This is a genomic window from Arthrobacter sp. AK01, assembly GCF_021109375.1.
Taxonomy (GTDB): domain Bacteria; phylum Actinomycetota; class Actinomycetes; order Actinomycetales; family Micrococcaceae; genus Arthrobacter.
In genome coordinates this window covers 88860-108344 of record NZ_JAJOHP010000003.1, presented here as the reverse complement: position 1 = coordinate 108344, position 19485 = coordinate 88860, and the positions used below count along the sequence as shown (strand labels likewise).

The window sequence follows — 19485 nt, the reverse complement described above, 5'->3', positions numbered from 1 at the left end:
CAATTGGCTTGGAAACACCATAACCAAGCCCGCCAACAATTACAACTACTTAGTTGGAAACTGGTAATATGACCCTATGGCGTGGGACACAGAGCGAACAAAGGGACTGCTGCTCGAGGCAGCGACGTCGGAGTTTTGCGCGCGTGGACTGGCCGGTGCCCGCATCGACCGCATCGCGGCTGAGGCAGGCGTTAACAAGGAGCGGATCTACCAGTACTTCGGCAATAAGAACGCACTCTTCGACGCCGTGATCGTTGCCGCACTGAGCACCCTCATGGACGAAGTTCCCATCGAGGGCAGTGGGCCCGAGGCCATGGCGGACTACGCCGGACGCCTCTTCGACCACCACCAAACCGATGCCACGGCACCCCGCCTCCTCTTCTGGGAGGGCCTGGAACGGGGCACGGACGTTGTGGGCCTGCCCAAGCGGATGGCCAACTGTGCGTCAAAGGTCAACAGCACCATCGCCGCCCTGCCCGGCATCTCCAGGGAAGACGCCGGAGACCTGCTCATCACCATCGTGAGCCTCTGCGACGCCGCACCCGTACTGCCCGCGCTCGACGGACTGATGGCCGGCGACAGGCCAGGCCGGACCGAAAGGCGACGTGCCGCCGTCGTACGCACCGTTCACCTGGCCGCCGCAGCGCTGGCCGCCGAAGCCAACGCTCCAGCGACCACCGCTTAAGCTCTACTGAGCACCGGCCTCCTCAAACTGCGAGCGCGCGGCGAGGGATTTTTGCGACTGGATCTGCTTCGCCAGCATGAGCTGCGCTTCGTCGCGGATCAGCGTGGGATCGCTCGACGGCGGCACTAGCCCTGCCGCTGCGATCTGGGCACGCGCGTCGTCGTCCACGGTGAAGCCCCATTTGAGGAAGAAGTCGCTCAAGTCAGTGTTCGCGGCCTTGCTGGCCCACACCACAAAGTTGCGCAGACGGTAAACCTCATCCCAGTAGTCACCCTTGGGAGGTCGCTGCTCCCTGATGATCTTGTGCAGCGTCGGCCAGAAGTTCTTGAAGCCCAGGCGGAGCTGTTCGAACATGACCAAACGTTCCATGCCGTCGAACGTGGTCCCGTACACCACCCCATCGCTGCCGATCATGGGCACGGCCGATTCCCACGGCGTCAGGCCGGTGGTCCCATCGGGGACGTGAAGCCGAGGCTGCTGGCCGTACTTCCTGGCGAAGCTGGCATTCACGGCGAGGGAGTAGATGTTCACCGTGACCTCTGTCAGTGACGTTGGCTTGTAGGTCACCTGCTGGTGTTGATGACCCAGCTCGTGATAGATCCCCCAACCCCGCATGCGCAGGCCCTCCACCGTCAGGAGGCGGTCCTGAATGGGCGGCGGAAAGGACGTATGCCCATGCGTGGCGTAGGCGCCAACGTTGGCAATCGCCGAGGGATACCCCACCAGGTGATACGGGTGGGGTTGGCGGGCATGGACTGGACTTGAGCCGTCGTACCCGCTGGTCACGTCCTCGATGGAGATCAGGTCCTCGAACGTGAACATCAAGTCTGAATGGTTCTCTGAGCGATACCGCAGTGCCGACGCGCGCTCTACGGTGACTGTTGCATGCGCACTGACCAGTTCCACGAACGGGGTTGGACGCTCATCGAGCTGCCGCTGGAACTCAAGTTCACTGGTGCGGCCATACACGAAGTAGGGCATAGGCTGCGCGGCGGCGTCGAGCGTGGCGTTGACGTATCCGCCGTCGCCGATCACCTTGTAGTAGATCACTCCGCCGCCGGCATCAGTAATCACGTTCTTTCCCCGCTTAAGTGGGTACTCACGGGACTTCTTGAACTCAGGGCGGGCATCGGCGTCGGGGGCCCCAATCACCAGAACGGCATCCGCGGTCATCGCCTTCACAGAAACGATCAAGGACGCGTTTGCCGGGAGGTGGAACCCGGTGGATTGAAGGTTGGTGGTGCACAGGGAGATCTGCAGCCTATCCTCCTCCGAGCCATGTGAATCCGGCATTGCTGTGACGATTTGGCTGCGCGACTGGCTGGTTCGGGTATCAGCCGCAGCCGGACCGGCAGCCCACGGCACCATCAGGCCACCGGCAACCACCGCCATGGCGCCCAAGGCACCACGCCTGCTGATGGCGTGACGCCCCAGGGCCGCTGTTCCGGCATTATCGGCTTTATGGGAAACGGGGACGGGGCTATGGCTTTCAGTCATGGATCATCCTTTTGTCCGTGCCGATCACTATGACCGGCCTCACGGGTTAAAATGAAAGCGCTTACTATCGATTAAGGCAATAGTCTCAGCGAAATAGCAGAAAAGAATCGCTCACGCCACAAGAAATAGAAAGCGTTTACTAACCTCTTCCACCACTATGTGACAGATTCGACACATAAAATGACTTTCCTGTGGAGTGGCCCCCTAGCCAAGAAGGGGTGCCATGAATCATGCTTGCTGCATGTACTCAACGACGAGCCCATACCGCATCATCACGGTCTGCACTGGAAACATCTGCCGCTCACCCATGGCAGCGCTCATGCTCACCGAAGCCTTCGAAGCGGAAGGGCTCGGCCAGCTCGTTGCAGTGGACTCTGCGGGCACCACCGGGTACGAGGTCGGGCATCCCATCGATCCCCGCGCAGCCCGGGTCCTCACAGCCCAGCACATCGCGTCAGAGGATCATGTAGCCAGGGAATGGCGGCATGACTGGTTCGCCGAACGGGAGCTGATCCTCGCACTCGACGTGGACCACTTCGGCTGGCTGCAGCAAGGCGCCCCGGACCGCCCGTCACTGGAGAAGGTTCGAATGCTGCGCAGCTTCGATCCCCACATGGCAGGGCGCAGCTCCCTGGACCTGGGCATCGAGGACCCTTGGTACGGCGGCCACACTGACTTCGACAACACCTGGACGCTCGTCAAGGCGTCCATCCCCGGAATCGTGCAGTACGTCAAGACAGCGATCGCTGCGGTTGACGACGCCCAAGCCCACGAGCACCAGCAGGTAACCTCTATGTCATGACCCCTGCACCCGTGATCATCGCTGTTGACGGCAGGTCCGGCGCAGGAAAAACCACACTGGCCGTTGAACTGGCGGCCCGCCTTCGGCAGCACCACAAGGTTTCGCTTTTCCATCTGGAGGACATCTACCCCGGCTGGAACGGCCTCCGGACAGGCATTGAACGTTACATCGCCACAGTCCTGACGCCGCTGAGCTCCGGCCAGGCCGCCGAATGGACCAGCTGGGACTGGGAACGGCACTACGACGGCGGACTGAACGTCACACTGCCCGCCGAGATCGTGATTGTTGAAGGCGTTGGCGCTGCGGCAGCTGCTGCCCGTTCCATGCTGGACGCCGTGGTGTGGGTCGAATCCCCCGGTGATGACCGCCGTCGTCGTGCCTTGGCGCGGGACGGAAGCACCTACGAACCGTACTGGGACGCCTGGGCTGCCCAGGAGGATGAGTGGCTTGAAACGGATGCCGTGGCAGGCGCCGCCGACATCCGCGTGCAAAACCCTGCGGACGGAAGCGCTCCTGACAACGTATTGCAGGCCCTTATGTACTTGGCGCCGCTCGCGGCGATCCTCTCGCCCGAACTCAGTGGCCGCCGCGGACTGCAGCTGCGCTCCGAACGGCTGGACATGATGCCCGATGCGGCGCAGCTCTTCCAGTCGCTTTATGGCCGCTCCACGAACGCAGTATGGCTGGATTCCTCAAACGCCTCGGCGGTGGCCGGCAGGTCCCAGGCTGCTGCCCGCAGCCGCTTCAGCATCCTTGCCGACGACGGCGGCACCTACGGTCAGTCGGTCCTTCACCGGGCCGGGGCTACCGAAGTGACCGCCGGGTCCGCCACAGTGACCACGTCGGGACCGTTCTTCCGCTGGCTCGACTCCGTGTGGGGTCGGCGGGCTGTCCGTGCACCCCGCGGCTACGACGGCCAGTTCACGCTGGGCTGGCTGGGATACCTGGGCTACGAACTCAAACGGGAAACCGGCGGCAACGACGTCACCTCGCCCACTCCGGACGCAGCCTTGCTTTTCGCCGGCCGAGCCGTGGTGCTGGACCATCGGGAACAGACTGCCTGGCTGCTCGCCCTGGAAGCGCCCGACGCCGATGCGTGGTTGCGCGAGGCCCGCACCGCCGTCGGGGCTGCTGTGGTCCCGGCTGCCGCGGTCCCTGACTCCGGGACCGCTCCCTCTGGACTCGAGTTCCTCAGCCGCGACTCCGCCACGGACTACAAACGCAAGATCGCAGACTCCCAGCACGAAATCAGTGAAGGCAATTCCTACGAGATTTGCCTGACCACCACCCTTGAAGCCCCAGCCGGGAACCTGGATCCGTGGCGCAGTTACCTGAACCTTCGACGCCGGAACCCGGCACCGTTCGCCAGTTACCTGCGGTTCGGCGAACTGGTGGTCGCGAGTACGTCGCCCGAGCGGTTCCTTCGCATCCTGTCCGATGGGGGCATGCGCGCCGAGCCGATCAAGGGCACCCGACGCCGTTCCCCGGACGCAGCCGAAGACTCGGCGCTGCGGCACGAGCTGGAGACGTCGCCGAAGGACCGCGCCGAGAACATCATGATCGTGGACTTGCTGCGCAACGACCTGAGCCACTTCGCCATCCCCGGTTCGGTGACAGTGAGCCGACTGTGCGCCATTGAAAGCTACGCCACGGTCCACCAAATGGTCAGTACCATCGACGCCCACCTGAAGCCGGGCGCACCACGTGCCGAAGCCCTGGCCGCTGCCTTCCCGGCCGGCTCCATGACGGGTGCGCCGAAGATCAGCACCATGGACATCCTGGACCAGCTGGAGGCTGGGCCACGGGGCATCTACTCGGGCGCCATTGGGTACTTCTCGCTGAACGCTGCCACGGACCTCGCTGTCGTCATCCGCACGTTGGTGGTGAACCCCGACGGCGACGGCGGGCGCACGCTGTCCCTCGGGGTGGGCGGGGCCATCACCGCGGATTCCGTGGCCGATGACGAGTACGAAGAGATCCGCACCAAGGCGTTCGGTGTCCTGTCGACGTTGGGCGCCGAATTCCCGGGCTGAGTTTTTGTACAGCTAATGCCCCTAAGAGCACCCCTAAAGGGCATTAGCTGCACTAAAACTACTGGAGCGTCGCCGTCAATCGGGCCACGTTATCCACATACTTGGCCAACGGGGGTCTGTGCATCCAGTCATCCAACATAAGCTCACGGGACACCTCGCGATATGTGGATTCCACGGCCCGCATGAGGTCCACGGTTTCGGCGCCGAGGAGCATCACCGAGACCTCCATGTTCAGGGAGAAGGAGCGCATGTCCATGTTGCTGGAACCGAGAACGGCCACTTCGTCGTCGATGGTGAAGTGCTTGGCGTGGAGGACGTACGGCGCCCGGTACAGGTAGATACGGACACCGGCACCCAGCAGGGCTTCATAGTAGGAGCGTTGGGCATGGTGGACCAGGAACTGGTCGCCCTTTTCGGAGACGAAGAGCTCAACGTCCACTCCACGCTGCGCTGCGGTAGTGATGGCGTAGAGCAGGGAATCGTCCGGGACGAAGTAGGGGCTGCAGATGGAGATCCGGTGCTGCGCCGAGTAGATCAGGGTGTTGAACAAGCGCAGGTTGTTTTCGGTGGCGAATCCTGGACCGCTCGGCACTACCTGGGCAGTGACTCGGCCCGGAGGCGGCTGGGTTGGCAGGCGCAGCTGGTCCTCCAGTGATTCGTCCGTTTCGCTGAGCCAGTCCGTTGCGAACACCACGTTGAGCGTGGCCACGATCGGGCCCTCGAGCCGGGACATGAGCTCAACCCATTTGCGGCCCACTTTGTGGTGCTTGGGGTTGTTGTAGGAGGGTTCGATCAAATTCTGTGAGCCGGTGAACGCAACTTCGCCGTCGATGACCATGATCTTGCGGTGGTTCCTGAGGTCGGGCCGGCGCCATTGACCGTGGATGGGCAGCAGCGGCAGCATTCGCTTCCACTGGATCTTTCCTGCCTTGAGCCGCCTGATCAGGCGGCGGTACCCTTTGACGCGCAATGTTCCGATGTGGTCGAAGAGCAGCCTGACGGTGACACCGCGGTCAGCCGCGTTTTCCAGCTCGGTGAGCAGTTCGTCCGTCACGGAGTCGCTGCTCATGATGTAGAACTCGGCGTTGACGTAGCTCTTGGCGCCCTTGACTGCCTGGGCCATGGCTTTGATGGACTCTTCGTAGCCGGGAATCAACTCAACTTTGTTGCCGTCGACCATGGGCAATGAGCCGAGCCGGTGGTTCAGCTCTCCGGCCGACTTCACCCATTCCGGCCCGGAGTACACGCTCACGGGATCGGACAGATCGGAGGTCACCGCACGAACACGGCGATTGACCTCTTCCTGCTGCTCACGCCTGCGCCGGGACAACTTGAAGTTGCCGAAAAGCAGGAACAGGACGAACCCCACAGATGGGATGAGAAACACAGCCAAAAGCCAAGCCATGGCGGTGGTGGGACGGCGGTTGCCGGGGATGATGCCCAGCAACACGATGCGCATGACGACTTCCGCAATGGCCCACGCTCCAAGCAACCAGGTCCACTCCTGGCCAAACGGAAAAGGAAAGAGCACCCGACAAACCCCCACAGTTCATGAACAACAGTGAGCACAGCCTATCCGGCAAAGTCCCCTCCACCGGGTCCGCACTAAGCTGGGAGCATGACTTCACCTGCCCCGACGGTCCTTGTTTTCCTGGACCCGGCCTTCGAAAACGGACGCATCGCCGATTCCAGCCAGCCTCAGCTCATGGCAACGGACCTGGGTGCCACCCGCGGCGACGGCGTGTTCGAATCGCTCCTCGCTGTCCAAGGACGTGCCCGCAAAGTCCAGGCCCACCTGAACCGGCTGGGCAGTTCCGCGGCGGCCTTGGACTTGGCGGTCCCCGAGCAGGATGTGTGGCGCAAGGCGATCGAGACCGCCATCAACGAATTCCGCGACATCCACCCCGCACCCACGCCCGAAGAGGACGAAGTCGTCGTCAAGCTGATCGTGACACGCGGTGTTGAAGGTGCCGCCAGCCCCACATGCTGGGTACAGGCTTCGCCCTCGCCCGCGGGCAGTCGCCGGCAGCGCGAGACGGGCATCGACGTCGTACTTTTGGACCGTGGCTTCGATACCGAAGCCGGCGAACGCGCGCCATGGCTGCTCCTTGGCGCCAAGACGCTCTCCTACGCGGTCAATATGGCGGCGCTGCGCTACGCGCACAAACAGGGCGCTGACGATGCGATCTTCACATCCACTGATGGGCGTGTCCTGGAAGGCCCGACGTCCACTGTGCTGCTGGCGCATCTGGAAACGGTCGACGACGGCGAAGGTTCCGTCAGGACTGTTCGCCGCCTCATCACGCCCCAACATGACAGCGGCATTCTCCCGGGCACGTCGCAGGGTGCGCTGTTTGCCGCCGCGAAGGCTGCCGGCTGGGAGCTTGGCTACGGGCCGCTGGTACCCCAGGACCTGTTCGATGCTGATGCTGTGTGGCTCATCTCCAGCATCCGCCTGATCGCACCCGTGAACCACATCAACGGCAAGGAAATCGGCACCCCCTCCGTGCGGAAGCAGCTCACCGCCGAACTGAACGAATTGTTCGCGGGGATCGAATAGGCGCTCCGATCCACAGGCATTCGCCGACGGAGCTCCGCATGGAACCTAGCAGATAACAAGTAGAGTAATTGCTCGCGTGACTCAATGATTAGGAATTCTTGGTCTCAGCCAAGAGCAATTTGTGCGTCCAATCGCATTCCTTATCCTCCTTGAAATGGTCATTACGCATGTGATGAATCTTGTTGTCGTGTTAGTTGGATCACGTCCGGCTGGTACTACTTCAGACTTTGACGGCTAACTTCCCGGAGGGAATATGGGACTCAGCTCCCCCACAAAAGCCGAAGCATCGGCAACCGAGGCGCAGTCCCGGACTGATGCCTCAAACACAGGACTGCGCCGGTCCATGGAGGCCCGGCACCTGGTGATGATCGCCATGGGCGGCGTCATCGGCTCAGGCCTGTTCGTTAGTTCCGGATACACCATCGCCACGGCAGGGCCCCTTGGTGCGGTGCTGGCATTCCTCATCGGCGCCGTGGTGGTCTACCTGGTGATGGCCTGCCTCGGGGAGCTCGCTGTTGCGTTCCCCGTCTCAGGCGCCTTCCACATCTACGCAGCCCGGACGATCGGCCCGGCCACTGGATTCGCCACCGCCTGGCTCTATTGGCTCTGCTGGGCCGTCGCGCTAGGGTCTGAATTCACCGCAGCGGGGTTACTCATGCAGCGTTGGTTCCCTGGCGTCGACGTCTGGATCTGGTGTTTCGTGTTCGCCACCGTACTGTTTACGCTGAACGCCATTTCATCGCGTGTCTTTGGTGAATCGGAGTTCTGGTTCGCGCTCATCAAGGTCGCCGCCGTCGTCGGCCTGATCATCCTGGGTGGCGCCGCGTTGGCAGGCTTCCACCCCCTCGCTGCGGGCGACTACCCCTCCTTTGGCGAGAACTTCACCACGCCGGACGGGCTGTTCCCGAACGGCTTCACGGGAGTCTTTGTCACCTGCCTGGCAGTGTTCTATGCGTTCTCCGGCTCCGAACTGATCGGTGTCGCCGCAGGCGAAACGGCCAACCCCGGCGCGAACATCCCCAAAGCCATGCGGACCACGGTCATCCGGCTCATGATCTTCTTTGTTGGCGCGATCGTGGTTATCGCAGCCACCATTCCCTACGAGCAAGTCAGCGTGGACGAAAGCCCGTTCGTCACCGTCTTTTCCATGCTGGGTATCCCGTACGCCGCCGACATCATGAACTTCGTGATCATCACGGCTCTTCTCTCCGCGGGCAACTGCGGGCTCTTCTCGTGTGCCCGGATGCTGTTCTCGTTGGCCGACGAAGGCCACGCGCCCAAGGCGTTCCGCAAGTTGACCAAGCGCGGCATCCCGATGGTGGCCCTTTGCGTGAGCATGCTCGGCGGCCTGGCATCCCTGATCAGCAGCGTGGTCGCCCCGGCAACGGTCTACCTGGTTCTTGTCTCGGTGGCCGGTTTCGCGACGGTTGGTGTCTGGATGTCCATCGTCGCTTCACACTTCATCTACCGCCGGACCTTCGTCAAAAACGGTGGCGACCTCAGCACCCTCCCCTACAAGGCGCCGTTGTTCCCCCTGGTTCCGATCCTCGCGTTCGCACTGTGCGTGGTGTCGCTGATCGGTATCGCGTTCGATCCCAACCAAGTGGCGGCACTCTTGTTCGGTGTTCCCTTCGTGGGGGCCTGCTACGCCGTCTTCTACTTCAAATACGGGCGACGGCGGTCGCTCAAGAAAGCGGTGGACGCTTAGGGCTGCGGTGGCGCCTGCTTCTTGGCCGCCCGCACCGGGTGCTCGCTCAGAATGGACAGGCGGTTGAAGGCGTTGATTCCGATGGCAGCCATGCAGAGAACACTGATCTGCTCGTCGCTGTAGTGCTGTCGTGCCTGGTCGAATAGCTCGGGGCTGGGCCGCGAGGAGCTCATCCGGGTGATCTGCTCGGCGATTTCCATGGCCACCACTTCGGCGGGCTCGAAGAGCTGGACTTCCTTGTAGACAGCCACCAGGGACAGCCGCTGTTCAGTCTCGCCGTACTTCAGGGCCCGGCGATGGTGAAGGTCCAGGCAGAATGCGCAGCCGTTGATCTGTGAGCAGCGATAGTTGATGAGTTCAAGGGTCCGGCGCGAAATACCGAGCCGGTCGGCCTCTTCAACAAGTTGCTGTGAATAGTGGCTCAGGGTGGCGTAGAGATCCGGCTGCTGCTTGTCCAAATAGCCGGCAAGGCGCGGCTGTGTTTCCTGTTCGGGCATGTTTGGAGCCTAACGCAAAGGGGCCGAGCACCCTCAAGTGAGCGAGCGTCGGCCAAAACCCGACAGGAAGTGAGCGAGCGTCGGCCAAAACCCGACGGGAGGTGAGAGAGGATCCTACTCGCGGGCGGAGGGGGTGTCGGCGGCGAGGCGGATGCCGTGCTCCGCCAGCCACACCGGGTTGAAGGCTTTGCTCAGGTAGTTCGTACCGGCGTCGGGGGCTATGGCCACCACCACCGAGCCGTGGGGTGCGGCGCGCGCCACCCGCAGGGCCGCAGCCACTGCGAGCCCCGACGACGGACCCAGCGCAAGCCCTTCCTCATCGAGGAGCCGGTGCACGGTGGTGTAGACCTCATCGTTGGGGATCCGGAGGAACCGGTCCACAATGGCGCGGTCGAAGGCCTTGGGCCACTCCGGTTCCGGCCAGGAGTTGCCCACGCCGTCCACCAGGATTTCGCCGGGATGCCCGCCACTGTAGGCAGAGCCATAGGGATCAGCCCCGACGACTTCCAGATGTCCGCCAGGCCGCAGGGCAGCCACACGTTCCTTCAAGAACCGGCCATTCCCGCTGATGGTCCCACAAGTCCCGATGCCCGCAACGAAATGCGTCACCAAGCCGCCGGTCTGCTCCCAGATCTCCGGGCCAGTGGCTTCGTAGTGTGCAAGAGGATTGGCGGGGTTGTCGAACTGCATGGGCCGCCACGCACCGGGCGTCTCGGCCGTAATCCGCGCAGCCACTGCCCGGGCGTTCTCCGGCGACTCGGACGGCGCATTCCAGTCGGTCAGGATCACGCGGGCGCCGTAGTTGTGCAGCGCGGCGAGCTTCTCCTCGGAGATCGTGTCGCCCGTGACCACCACCACCGGATGCCCCGTCAGGTGGCCAATGAGCGCCAGGCCAATCCCGGTATTGCCGGACGTGCTCTCCACGATGGTGGCCCCGGGTTTCAGCTCGCCCGACCTTTCAGCCGCCCGCACCATGCTCAGCGCGGTCCGGTCCTTGATGGAGCCGCCGGGGTTTTCGGACTCGAGCTTGACGCGGATGGCGCTGCCCAGTCCGCGGCTGAGCGCCTCCAACGTCACCAGCGGAGTGTTTCCCACCTTGTCCAGAACCGAAGCATCCAGCCCGTCCGGAACAGTGGAAGCCGCATGTACACCATGTTTGCGAAACGCCGTGCTCACTGCGCATCCTCCCCGTCCGCTGCTGGGAAAACCTGGTCAATGACGTCGTGCAATTCAACCCGCGCCCGCTCCACGAGGTCCGGTGCCGACGGCCTGTCGGCCAGCACGTCCGCGAGCCGACCCACGACGGCGCCCGTCCCCTTCCCGAGAGGTTGCGCGGCTCCGGCTTCAAGCAGCAAATAGGACGCTGTCAGGGCCTCGATCGTCAGGAGCTTTTCCAGAACACCCAACGACTTTTCGAGTTGCTGCAAGGCGAGCGGGGCAAGGGTTGAATGGTCCTCGACGTCGGCGGACAGGGTTGGTGCGCCGAGGGTTGCCGGGGCGGCCAGGAACTTGAGTTCGGCCAGCAGTCCGGCTGCGGAGTACCACAGCAGCCCGGGCAGTTCCTCCTGGGCAAGGCCCGGCGCACCCGCCTCAGAGGACGCAGCCTCCAGATGCCTTGCCCGGATGGCCCGTTGGGGTGGATACAACTTGGCGATGCGCCGTTCACTGGAAATTCCCACATGCGCCAAGGCCAGCCGCAGGCTTTCGAACGCAAGAGCCAGTTGCATCGGTTGGAAGTTTCCGCCGGAGACCATGTAACCGGATTCAACGTCCACCAAGGGATTGTCGCCGCGGCCGTTGAGCTCGACTTCCAACGCAACACCGAGCTGTGTCACCAAGGACCGGAATGCCCCGTGCGTTTGCGGCGCAGCCCGGAAAGACAGCGCGTCCTGCACTGAGACCTCGGGACGGACGTCCTCCAGCCATCCACCCCTCAACAGGTGACGCACAGCAGCAGCCGAGTCCCGCTGCCCGTCCACCGCCTTGGCCCCCTGGATAGCCGGCGAAAACGGGCTGAGGTTCCCGCCGCCGTCGTACCTTGCGATGGTCTCCAGCGAGAGGGAAAGCGCGACGTCGGCCAGTTCGGCTATGCGTTGCAAACGCACCAGGGCGAGGGTTCCTACGCCCACGGAATACGCGTTGGCGCTAACCAGCGCGAGCGCTTCGCCCGGCGCGAGGACCAATGGTTGGAGGCCGGCGCCTGCGAGCGCTTTGGCCCCCGGCACCAAGGTTCCATCGGCATCGAAGGCTTCACCCTCACCTATTGCGACGGCAGCGACGGCGGCGAGCTGGGTCAGGTCGGACGAGCCCACCGAGCCTTCACGTGGGATGGCGGGAAGGACTCCGCGGTTGATCATCTCGACGTAGAAACCAGCTGTTTCCGGACGGACACCGGAGCCGCCCCGGCTGAAACCTATGAGCCGGGCAAGGATCACTGCCCGGGCAGAAGCACGGTCCAGATACGAGCCCACACCGCTGTTGTGATACCTGACGACTTGGATTTGGTACGCCAGGAGGGACTTCTCCTCCACAGCGGTGTCGCGGCCGGATCCGAGTAAGGTGTTGAGCCCGTAGACACGCTGCCCCGACGTGGCGGCACGTTCAAGCACATCCCGGGATCGGGCCAGCAAAGACAACGTATCTTGGTTGAGTTTCACGTGAAACGTCGGGTCTGCAGCAGCCACGGCCACACTCCACGCAGATACCGGCGCCGTTCCCAAGAGTAGGGTCCGCGGCTCAGCTGACGCCATCAGAAGTCCAGGAGATTCTGCCGGAAACCACCGTTGCCGTAAGTCTTCCTCAACAACCCGCGACGCCTCAGTTCGGGAGTGAGCTTGTCCAGCACACCATGCACCGTTACGGGATCAACGAAGCCCGAGAAGAGGAACCCGTCGCCACCCACCTCAGACCCTGTCGACTCGAGGTAGTCGGCAATTTCGCCGACCGTGCCGATGATCGAGTCTCCCGCTCCGCCACTGCGCGCCTGCAGGATCTGGCGCAGCGTGGACCCCGGAGGCGCCGCTTTGGCGAAGTGTTCCAGTGTCCCTTGGTTGCTGTTGGTGCTCAGTTCCGGAAGGGGTGCGTCGAGGTCGAACTGTTTGAAGTCGATCACGGACAGGTAGGAGATGGAGTTGAGCTGGCTGTCGATGTCGCGCTGGGTAAGCTCACGACGCCGGGCCCGCAATTCCCCGGCCTCGGCCGCAGAACCAACCACGGTGGGCTTCAGGACGAAAAGCACCTTGACGTCGTCGGGGTTCCTGCCGGCTTTGGCAGCCTCCGCACGGATCGAGTCACGGTAGGACTTCATCCCGTCAACGCCACGGGCCAGGGCAATGGCCACATCAGCGTGTCCGCCCGCGAACGCCTTGCCCCGGGGAGAGGCACCGGCCTGCACCAGCACGGGTTCCTCCGGCAGCGGCGCCGTGTTCAGCGGACCGCGGACTTTGAAGAAGTCGCCCTGGTGGTTGATCGGGTGAACTTTGCTGTGGTCCGCGAATACTCCGGCGTCCACATCCTCAAGAACAGCGCCAGGCTCCCAGCTCCGCCAAAGCCGCCTGACGACGTCAACGAACTCCTCCGCCTTTTCGTAGCGAAGATCGTGCTCGATCTGCTGGTCCAGCCCGTAATTCTGCGCGGCGAGGTCACTGCCCGAGGTAACGACGTTCCACCCCAGCTGCCCCTCGGAAAAATGCTGCAACGTCGCGAGGAGACGGGCGGCCGTGAAGGGCGGGTAGAAGGAAGCGCTGACCGTCGGCACGATGCCCAGGTGTTCGGTGGCGGCGAGAAGGTACGGGACCAATGCCAGCGGATCATGTTTGGGCGCGAAGGACGCGTGGGCCAAGGACACCTCGGCCGAACCGCCATACGTATCAGGAACCGTGAGCGAGTCCTCGATGATGAACAGGTCCAGGCCGGATCGTTCAAACGCCCGGACGGCCTCCTGGTACAGGGCGGGTTTTTCCAGTCGTAGCCCAGGCCGTAGCCGGGCGTACCCCAGCCCTGGACACCGAATCCGTGGCCCACAAACCATCCAAAGTGCAGCATGGGCTTGAGTGTAGAACTGCTCTGTCCGTTCACCACGACCTGATTTCATGCGAAGTTACAGGGGGTCGTACTGGGTCAATTATGCTCCCGGGACGTCACAATTGGACGTGCCCCGGCCCCTCCCGGTTTCCACATACAGCGGTCACCTTGTTCCGCAGACAGGAGGCGTCGGGAATGATCGCTGTATGAGTGCATCAACCGCCCGCCCTTCGGCCAAAGACAGGCTGTCCAGCGTCTGGGCCCTCAAGGGTTACAAGCGTGAATGGCTGCGGCATGACATCATCGCGGGCGCCGCGCTGTTTGCCCTGCTGGTGCCCGCCGGGATGGCTTATGCGCAGGCAGCCGGGCTTCCACCTGTTACCGGACTCTACGCGACCGTTGTGCCGTTGCTCGCCTACGCCGTCGTTGGGCCTTCCCGCATCCTTGTCCTGGGACCCGACTCGGCCCTGGCCCCGCTGATCGCCGCGGCGATTGTGCCGCTGGCGGCGGGAAGCAGCGGGAAGTCGGTGGCATTGGCAGGACTCTTGGCCGTCCTGGTGGGTGCCTTCATGCTCGCGGGCTCAGCCTTGAAGCTCGGGGCAGTCACGGGCCTGCTGTCCAAACCGATCCGGCTTGGGTACCTCAACGGGATCGCCCTTTTGGTAGCGCTCTCGCAGCTGCCGGCGTTCCTGGGGATTGAGGCCGACGGCGACATCTGGCACAAGCTCGCGAAGGTCACCACTGGGGTGCTGGGCGGCGAGGTCAACATCACCGCGCTGCTGCTGGGCGTGGCCTCGCTGGCATTGATCTGGGTCCCAAGGGTCCTGAAATGGAAGGTTCCGGGCGTCCTGCTGGCGGTGGTTGGCTCCTGCGTTGCGACGGCGGTCTGGGGCCTCAACGACGACGTCAAGGTCACCGGGGAATTGCCCCAGGGCCTGCCGATGCCCGCGCTTGGCGGCATTGGCTGGGCAGACGCGTTAACGTTGCTGCCCGCCGCTGCCGGCATTGCGCTCATGGTCTTCGCGGATACGGGAGTGCTGTCCCAAACCCTGGCCGCGAAGGAAGGCAAGCGGGTGTCCGGCAACCGGGAGATGGCAGCGCTCGGGGCGGCCAATGCTGCCACCGGCTTGCTGGGGGGATTCCCGATCTCCGGCAGCGCCTCCCGAACCCCTGTCGCCGTGGACGCTGGTGCCAAGTCCCAGATGACCGGCGTTGTGGGAGCGGTGCTGGTGCTGGCCTTCATGCTGTTGGCTCCGGGCGTGACCGCGTATCTGCCTTCGGCAACTCTGGCCGCCGTCGTGATTGCGGCGGCGATTGCCTTGGCCGATCCAGCAGGCGTCCGGCGGCTCCTGAGCATGAGCCGGAGTGAATCCGTAGTAATGCTCGCCGCGTTCCTGGGAGTTCTCACAGTGGGCGTTCTCCAGGGCATCGTCGTAGCCGTAGCCTTGGCGCTCCTGGATTTCGTACGCAGGGCGTGGGACCCGTATCGAACAGAGCTCGGCTCCGAGGAGGGCCTGCCCGGCTACCACGACCTCGAGAGGCACCCTGGTGCCGAACGCATCCCCGGCCTCCTGATTTTGCGCTTCGATGCGCCCCTGTTCTTCGGGAACGGACAGGTCCTGGCAACCTTCGTTCGCGAGCAACTGGACGAATCCCTTGACGAGGGCGAACATCCCATTACCCACGTCGTCCTCGCCGCTGAGCCCATCACCGGGATCGACACCACAGCCCTGGACGATCTGGTCACGCTGGACGAATGGCTCGCAAGCAAAGGCGTGGACTTGGTGTTCGCCGAGCTCAAAGGACCGGTGAAGGACAAGTTGATCCGCTTGGGCACAGCGGCCCGTTTCACACCCGCCCATTTCTTCCCCACTGTCGGGGCTGCGGTGCGCGCGCTCAGGCGCGAATAGCTCCAGCCTCTCCGATTACGCAACATGACGAGGGTGCAGGTACGTGCAAGTGCAGCCCGACGCCCGCGGATGTTACGTTTTTCTTGAGTAATGAGTACCAGCGCAAAGCCCTGACTTGCTGGTCGGCAACCCTCTCTCCGGCGGGGTGCCTCAGGTGACTACTCGGCGTATCGACAACTCGAACTGCAAGCGTGACTGAGGAGCACCAGCAATGCCTGAACCCACTGAAGAAAAACTCTCTTACCGCCTGATTACAGGCCCGGATACCCGTGATTTCTGCGAGCGTATCCACAACTCGCTGGCAGAAGGCTACGTACTCCACGGCAGCCCGGCCGCCACATTCAATGGCACCGACGTCATCGTTGCCCAGGCCGTCGTCCTTCCGGCCGCGATTGCCACTGCGGATGCCGCCGTCGCCAACGCCGTTGACCAGTTGGAGAACTACGACGACGAAGAAGCATTCGAGGGCCACGCATGAGCTACGCAGGTGACCTGACCCCGCAGGACGCGTGGGCCAAGCTTGAAGAAGGCGCCATCCTGGTGGATGTACGCACCGAGGGCGAGTGGGCCCACATCGGTATCCCGGACACCAAGGCAACCGAGAACGATCCCCTGTTCATCCAGTGGAACCTCGCTGGCGGCATCCCCAATTCCCGTTTCATCGAGGACCTGCAGCAGCAGGCGCCCGAGGACGACACCGTGGAGCTCGTCTTCATTTGCCGCTCGGGCCAGCGCTCAATCTCCGCCGCCATCGCTGCAACGCAGGCCGGTTTCACTGCCTATAACGTCCTTGAGGGCTTCGAAGGCGAACCGGACCGCTACGGGGAGCGCACGGTCAATGGTTGGAAGAACCGTGGCCTGCCGACGAATCTGGGGACCGAGTAAGTGACGTTCAATCCCGACGCCGCCGGCTGGAGCCCTGACACCCAGGCCGTCCGCGGCGGCCTTGACCGCACAAATTTCCAGGAAACGGCCGAACCCGTGTTCCTGAACTCCGGCTTCGTTTACGAATCCGCCGCAGCTGCCGAACGGGCCTTCACCGGTGAGGACGAACGTTTCGTCTACTCCCGCTATGGCAACCCTTCCGTGGCCACGTTCCAGGAGCGCTTGCGCCTGCTCGAAGGAACCGAGGCATGCTTCGCCACCGCGTCCGGTATGTCCGCAGTCTTCACCGCCTTGGGTGCGCTGTTGGCTGCCGGTGACCGCGTTGTTGCTGCCCGTTCCTTGTTCGGCTCCTGCTTCGTGATCCTGAACGAGATCCTCCCGCGGTGGGGCGTCGAGACCGTTTTTGTGGACGGCCCGGACCTGGACCAGTGGCGTGAGGCCCTCTCGGAACCGACCACCGCGGTCTTCTTCGAATCGCCGTCCAACCCCATGCAGGAGATCGTCGACATCGCTGCCGTCAGCGAACTGGCGCATGCCGCAGGGGCGACGGTCGTCGTCGACAATGTCTTTGCCACTCCCCTGCTGCAGCGCTGCGGTGAGCTGGGCGCGGACGTGATCGTCTATTCCGGCACCAAGCACATCGATGGCCAGGGACGTGTCCTCGGCGGCGCGATCCTGGGCACCAAGGAATTCATCGATGGCCCGGTCAAGCAGCTCATGCGACACACCGGTCCTTCGCTTTCCGCCTTCAACGCCTGGGTCCTCACCAAAGGCCTGGAGACCATCGGGCTGCGCGTAAACCACAGCTCGGCGTCCGCTTTGAAGATCGCGGAGTGGCTTGAGCAGCAGCCCGCCATCAGCTGGGTCAAGTACCCCCTGTTGAAGTCACACCCGCAATACGAGCTGGCCGCGAAGCAGATGAAGGCCGGCGGTACGGTGCTGACGTTCGAGCTGCTCCCTTCCGCGGGACGTTCTGCCAAGGATTCCGCGTTCGCGCTGCTCGATGGCCTCCGCGTCATCGACATCTCCAACAACCTTGGCGACTCCAAGTCCCTCATCACCCACCCGGCCACCACCACCCACCGGGCCATGGGTCCGGAGGGCCGCGCGGCCATCGGACTCAGCGACGGCGTTGTCCGTTTGTCTGTGGGCCTGGAGGACGTGGACGACCTCATCCTGGATCTGGAGAAGGCCCTCAAACAGGTCTAACCTTGCTGCCATGAGCGGGAACCATCCCTATCGCCGTGCCGGAGCGGTCATCGTTGCCGGCACGGTGGTGTGGTTCGTTGGAATCTCGCCGGTCTCCCGCGTCTACATCACCCCGGACAACGCCGCACGCCTGCGCATGCTGACAGCCAGCCAGCGCAGCTGGATTGCGGGGCAGCATCTGACCGCTGTGGGAACCGTCGCAGTCCCGGTGGGATTCGCCTACCGCCGGGGATCCAACACGCCGTTCCTCACGTACTCCGCGCTGCACGTTGTGGCGTTGGCAGCCCTCGGCGGGAGCCTTCTCTCCCTGCCCGTCCAACGGTGGATCGGTGTCACGGCCGCGGCCAGCGCACCTGTCTATGGCGCCATCTTGGTAGCTAAGAAGGACATCCCGCCGTTCTTCTTCTACTTGGTGGAGGGACTGACCGGCGCCTACCTGATGACATGGGAGGAATCCGAAGCCGACAAGCCTAGGGCCGCCTGACCCGGGTCAGCATGGGCGCCGGCTCCCTACGCGCGTCAGCGGCGCAGCCGCGCACCGTCACCTTCGCAGCATGCCCGACGACGGCGGCCAAGGCTTGGTTGGTGGGCGGACTGCCCGGCTGGCTTTGCCGATCCCGCTGCCTTTTGTTGTAACGCACCGCGGCTTCGCGTTGTTCATGGGCCCCGTTGCCTCGTTCAAGCAAGGCCGAGATCCCCGCTTTGACCAGCTCCAATTCGCTGTGGTCATCCAGGACCGGGCTCACGTAGTCCACCAGCGCCCACACAACCTCCGACGCCGGCCGGGGACGGAAATCACCGAAGTCCAGGAGATCTCCGCGCAGCCCTGAATTACTGGCTTGCCAGCTCGCCATCCGCAGGAGTGCCGTGGGCACCGCTGTGGGCTCAACGCCGTCGAGCATTTCCAAAGAATCCGTCTCCACCAAAGCCCGCACCAGCACGGCAATCAAGGCCGCGTCCTCGGCGCGGAGGCAGACATCGGCCACGCGGACCTCCACGGTGGGGTGGTTCATGGAAATGCGGGCGTCAAAGTAGATCATGCCCTCATCCAGGATGACGCCTGTTTCCAGGAGTCGTTTCACGATGCGTCGATAGGCGGTGAGCGAACCGAAAATGGCCGACGGTCCGGAAGTGGGCCACCGGTTCCATGCCTGCGTGCGGTAGCTGTCGAAACCCGTAGGAAGTCCGCGCCAGTACGGCGAGTTGGCGGTGAGGGCCGTGAGCACAGCGAGTTTGTCGCGGATGTGGTCCAGCACCACCACACCTTCCTCGGGTGACTCCACTGACGTGTGAACATGGAATCCGCACGTCAGTTGTTCCGTGGCAACGATCCCGAAGCGATCCAGCATCGCGGCATAGCGGGGATGAGGAGTGGTGTGCGTGTTCGAGGCCAAGGGAGACGTGGCGATCGCGGCCACCCGGGCTCCGTGCTGGCGGGCGGTCTCGTTGGCCATTGCCCTGCCACGGTGGATCTGCTGCAGGAGCTCGGTGTAGCTGTGGCAGGGACGGGTCTGGGTTTCGATTTGCTCCAGCTTGAGTTCGTGGCTGAGGCCCGTGGCGGTTGTGGGCTCTTCGTGGCCTGCCAGCAGCGCATCCGCGAGGGCCAAGGGCTCGCCCGTCACAGGATCGACGATGAGCAGCTCTTCCTCAACCCCGAAAGTCCGCATGCTCCATTC

Annotated in this window: 17 protein-coding genes and 1 riboswitch; of the genes, 10 read left to right on the top strand and 7 right to left on the bottom strand. The window is 63.5% G+C overall.

Going from position 1 to position 19485, the window contains the following annotated elements; translation table 11 throughout:
- Positions 1-76: 76 nt before the first annotated feature.
- A complete protein-coding gene (locus LN996_RS02020; RefSeq protein WP_231338526.1) occupies positions 77-685 on the top strand; it encodes a TetR/AcrR family transcriptional regulator in 609 nt (202 codons plus the stop codon).
- Positions 686-688: 3 nt separating this feature from the next.
- Here the strand turns inward: LN996_RS02020 and LN996_RS02015 are convergent, their stop codons facing one another.
- Entirely contained in the window at positions 689-2182 is a 1494-nt protein-coding gene (locus LN996_RS02015; protein WP_231338525.1) for a M60 family metallopeptidase, read from the bottom strand.
- A 241-nt stretch (positions 2183-2423) separates the two neighbouring features.
- On the opposite strand from LN996_RS02015, the gene LN996_RS02010 reads away from it, so the two are divergent.
- Positions 2424-2984 (top strand): low molecular weight protein-tyrosine-phosphatase, encoded by a 561-nt coding sequence (locus LN996_RS02010; RefSeq protein ID WP_231338524.1) that lies wholly within the window; start codon positions 2424-2426, stop codon positions 2982-2984.
- A complete protein-coding gene (pabB, locus tag LN996_RS02005; RefSeq protein WP_231338523.1) occupies positions 2981-5017 on the top strand; it encodes an aminodeoxychorismate synthase component I in 2037 nt (678 codons plus the stop codon). The genes LN996_RS02010 and pabB overlap by 4 nt, the downstream gene beginning before the upstream one ends.
- 58 nt (positions 5018-5075) lie before the next feature.
- Here pabB and cls read toward each other — a convergent pair whose 3' ends face one another.
- A complete protein-coding gene (gene cls / locus LN996_RS02000) occupies positions 5076-6548 on the bottom strand; it encodes a cardiolipin synthase (RefSeq protein WP_231338522.1) in 1473 nt (490 codons plus the stop codon).
- Positions 6549-6635: 87 nt separating this feature from the next.
- Here cls and LN996_RS01995 point away from each other — a divergent pair, with 87 nt between their 5' ends.
- Together LN996_RS01995 and LN996_RS01990 are read left to right on the top strand one after the other, a co-directional pair.
- Positions 6636-7577: an aminodeoxychorismate lyase gene (locus LN996_RS01995; protein WP_231338521.1), complete on the top strand. Its 942-nt coding sequence runs from the start codon at positions 6636-6638 to the stop codon at positions 7575-7577.
- 253 nt (positions 7578-7830) lie between these two features.
- A complete protein-coding gene (locus tag LN996_RS01990) occupies positions 7831-9285 on the top strand; it encodes an amino acid permease (RefSeq protein WP_231338520.1) in 1455 nt (484 codons plus the stop codon).
- Here LN996_RS01990 and LN996_RS01985 read toward each other — a convergent pair.
- The 4 genes from LN996_RS01985 to LN996_RS01970 all read right to left on the bottom strand — a co-directional run bounded on the left by LN996_RS01985 (position 9282) and on the right by LN996_RS01970 (position 13875).
- On the bottom strand, positions 9282-9782 hold the full coding sequence (locus LN996_RS01985) for a carboxymuconolactone decarboxylase family protein (protein ID WP_231338519.1): 501 nt from the start codon (positions 9780-9782) through the stop codon (positions 9282-9284). The two genes, LN996_RS01990 and LN996_RS01985, sit on opposite strands and share 4 nt — an antisense overlap.
- Positions 9783-9896: 114 nt before the next feature.
- Positions 9897-10958 (bottom strand): PLP-dependent cysteine synthase family protein, encoded by a 1062-nt coding sequence (locus LN996_RS01980; protein WP_231338518.1) that lies wholly within the window; start codon positions 10956-10958, stop codon positions 9897-9899.
- A complete protein-coding gene (locus LN996_RS01975) occupies positions 10955-12532 on the bottom strand; it encodes an aromatic amino acid ammonia-lyase (RefSeq protein ID WP_231338517.1) in 1578 nt (525 codons plus the stop codon). Before LN996_RS01975 ends, LN996_RS01980 begins: the two co-directional genes overlap by 4 nt.
- Positions 12532-13875, bottom strand: coding sequence for an NtaA/DmoA family FMN-dependent monooxygenase (locus LN996_RS01970; protein WP_231338516.1), 1344 nt, complete (start codon positions 13873-13875; stop codon positions 12532-12534). The genes LN996_RS01975 and LN996_RS01970 overlap by 1 nt, the downstream gene beginning before the upstream one ends.
- Positions 13876-14011: 136 nt before the next feature.
- On the opposite strand from LN996_RS01970, the gene LN996_RS01965 reads away from it, so the two are divergent.
- The 5 genes from LN996_RS01965 (at position 14012) to LN996_RS01945 (ending at position 18293) form a co-directional block, all read left to right on the top strand.
- Positions 14012-15715, top strand: coding sequence for a SulP family inorganic anion transporter (locus tag LN996_RS01965; RefSeq protein ID WP_231338515.1), 1704 nt, complete (start codon positions 14012-14014; stop codon positions 15713-15715).
- Between the two features lie 86 nt (positions 15716-15801).
- A riboswitch (SAM riboswitch) is annotated at positions 15802-15913 on the top strand.
- A gap of 13 nt (positions 15914-15926) precedes the next feature.
- Positions 15927-16193 carry a DUF1737 domain-containing protein gene (locus tag LN996_RS01960; protein WP_159708156.1) on the top strand — a complete coding sequence of 89 codons (267 nt, stop codon included), beginning with the start codon at positions 15927-15929 and terminating at the stop codon, positions 16191-16193.
- Entirely contained in the window at positions 16190-16600 is a 411-nt protein-coding gene (locus tag LN996_RS01955; protein ID WP_231338514.1) for a rhodanese-like domain-containing protein, read from the top strand. The genes LN996_RS01960 and LN996_RS01955 overlap by 4 nt, the downstream gene beginning before the upstream one ends.
- Positions 16601-17809, top strand: a complete 1209-nt coding sequence (locus LN996_RS01950; protein ID WP_231338513.1) for an O-succinylhomoserine sulfhydrylase — start codon at positions 16601-16603, stop codon at positions 17807-17809.
- A gap of 10 nt (positions 17810-17819) precedes the next feature.
- Positions 17820-18293: a hypothetical protein gene (locus LN996_RS01945; protein ID WP_231338512.1), complete on the top strand. Its 474-nt coding sequence runs from the start codon at positions 17820-17822 to the stop codon at positions 18291-18293.
- Here LN996_RS01945 and LN996_RS01940 read toward each other — a convergent pair.
- The gene (locus LN996_RS01940; RefSeq protein WP_231338511.1) at positions 18280-19476 is read right to left on the bottom strand and encodes a glutamate--cysteine ligase; all 1197 of its coding nucleotides are present in this window, start codon (positions 19474-19476) and stop codon (positions 18280-18282) included. The two genes, LN996_RS01945 and LN996_RS01940, sit on opposite strands and share 14 nt — an antisense overlap.
- Positions 19477-19485: the final 9 nt, after the last annotated feature.

What these genes read in the sequence shown, in the direction of transcription:
- LN996_RS01965 (WP_231338515.1), top strand. Translation starts at nt 14,012, where the DNA reads ATGAGTGCATCAACCGCCCGCCCTTCGGCCAAAGACAGGCTGTCCAGC.
- LN996_RS01955 (WP_231338514.1), top strand. Translation starts at nt 16,190, where the DNA reads ATGAGCTACGCAGGTGACCTGACCCCGCAGGACGCGTGGGCCAAGCTT.
- LN996_RS02020 (WP_231338526.1), top strand. Translation starts at nt 77, where the DNA reads ATGGCGTGGGACACAGAGCGAACAAAGGGACTGCTGCTCGAGGCAGCG.
- LN996_RS02010 (WP_231338524.1), top strand. Translation starts at nt 2,424, where the DNA reads ATGTACTCAACGACGAGCCCATACCGCATCATCACGGTCTGCACTGGA.
- LN996_RS01940 (WP_231338511.1), bottom strand. Translation starts at nt 19,476, where the DNA reads ATGCGGACTTTCGGGGTTGAGGAAGAGCTGCTCATCGTCGATCCTGTG.
- LN996_RS01990 (WP_231338520.1), top strand. Translation starts at nt 7,831, where the DNA reads ATGGGACTCAGCTCCCCCACAAAAGCCGAAGCATCGGCAACCGAGGCG.
- LN996_RS01995 (WP_231338521.1), top strand. Translation starts at nt 6,636, where the DNA reads ATGACTTCACCTGCCCCGACGGTCCTTGTTTTCCTGGACCCGGCCTTC.
- LN996_RS01960 (WP_159708156.1), top strand. Translation starts at nt 15,927, where the DNA reads ATGCCTGAACCCACTGAAGAAAAACTCTCTTACCGCCTGATTACAGGC.
- LN996_RS01985 (WP_231338519.1), bottom strand. Translation starts at nt 9,782, where the DNA reads ATGCCCGAACAGGAAACACAGCCGCGCCTTGCCGGCTATTTGGACAAG.
- LN996_RS01970 (WP_231338516.1), bottom strand. Translation starts at nt 13,875, where the DNA reads ATGAAATCAGGTCGTGGTGAACGGACAGAGCAGTTCTACACTCAAGCC.
- LN996_RS02015 (WP_231338525.1), bottom strand. Translation starts at nt 2,182, where the DNA reads ATGACTGAAAGCCATAGCCCCGTCCCCGTTTCCCATAAAGCCGATAAT.
- LN996_RS01945 (WP_231338512.1), top strand. Translation starts at nt 17,820, where the DNA reads ATGAGCGGGAACCATCCCTATCGCCGTGCCGGAGCGGTCATCGTTGCC.
- pabB (WP_231338523.1), top strand. Translation starts at nt 2,981, where the DNA reads ATGACCCCTGCACCCGTGATCATCGCTGTTGACGGCAGGTCCGGCGCA.
- LN996_RS01975 (WP_231338517.1), bottom strand. Translation starts at nt 12,532, where the DNA reads ATGGCGTCAGCTGAGCCGCGGACCCTACTCTTGGGAACGGCGCCGGTA.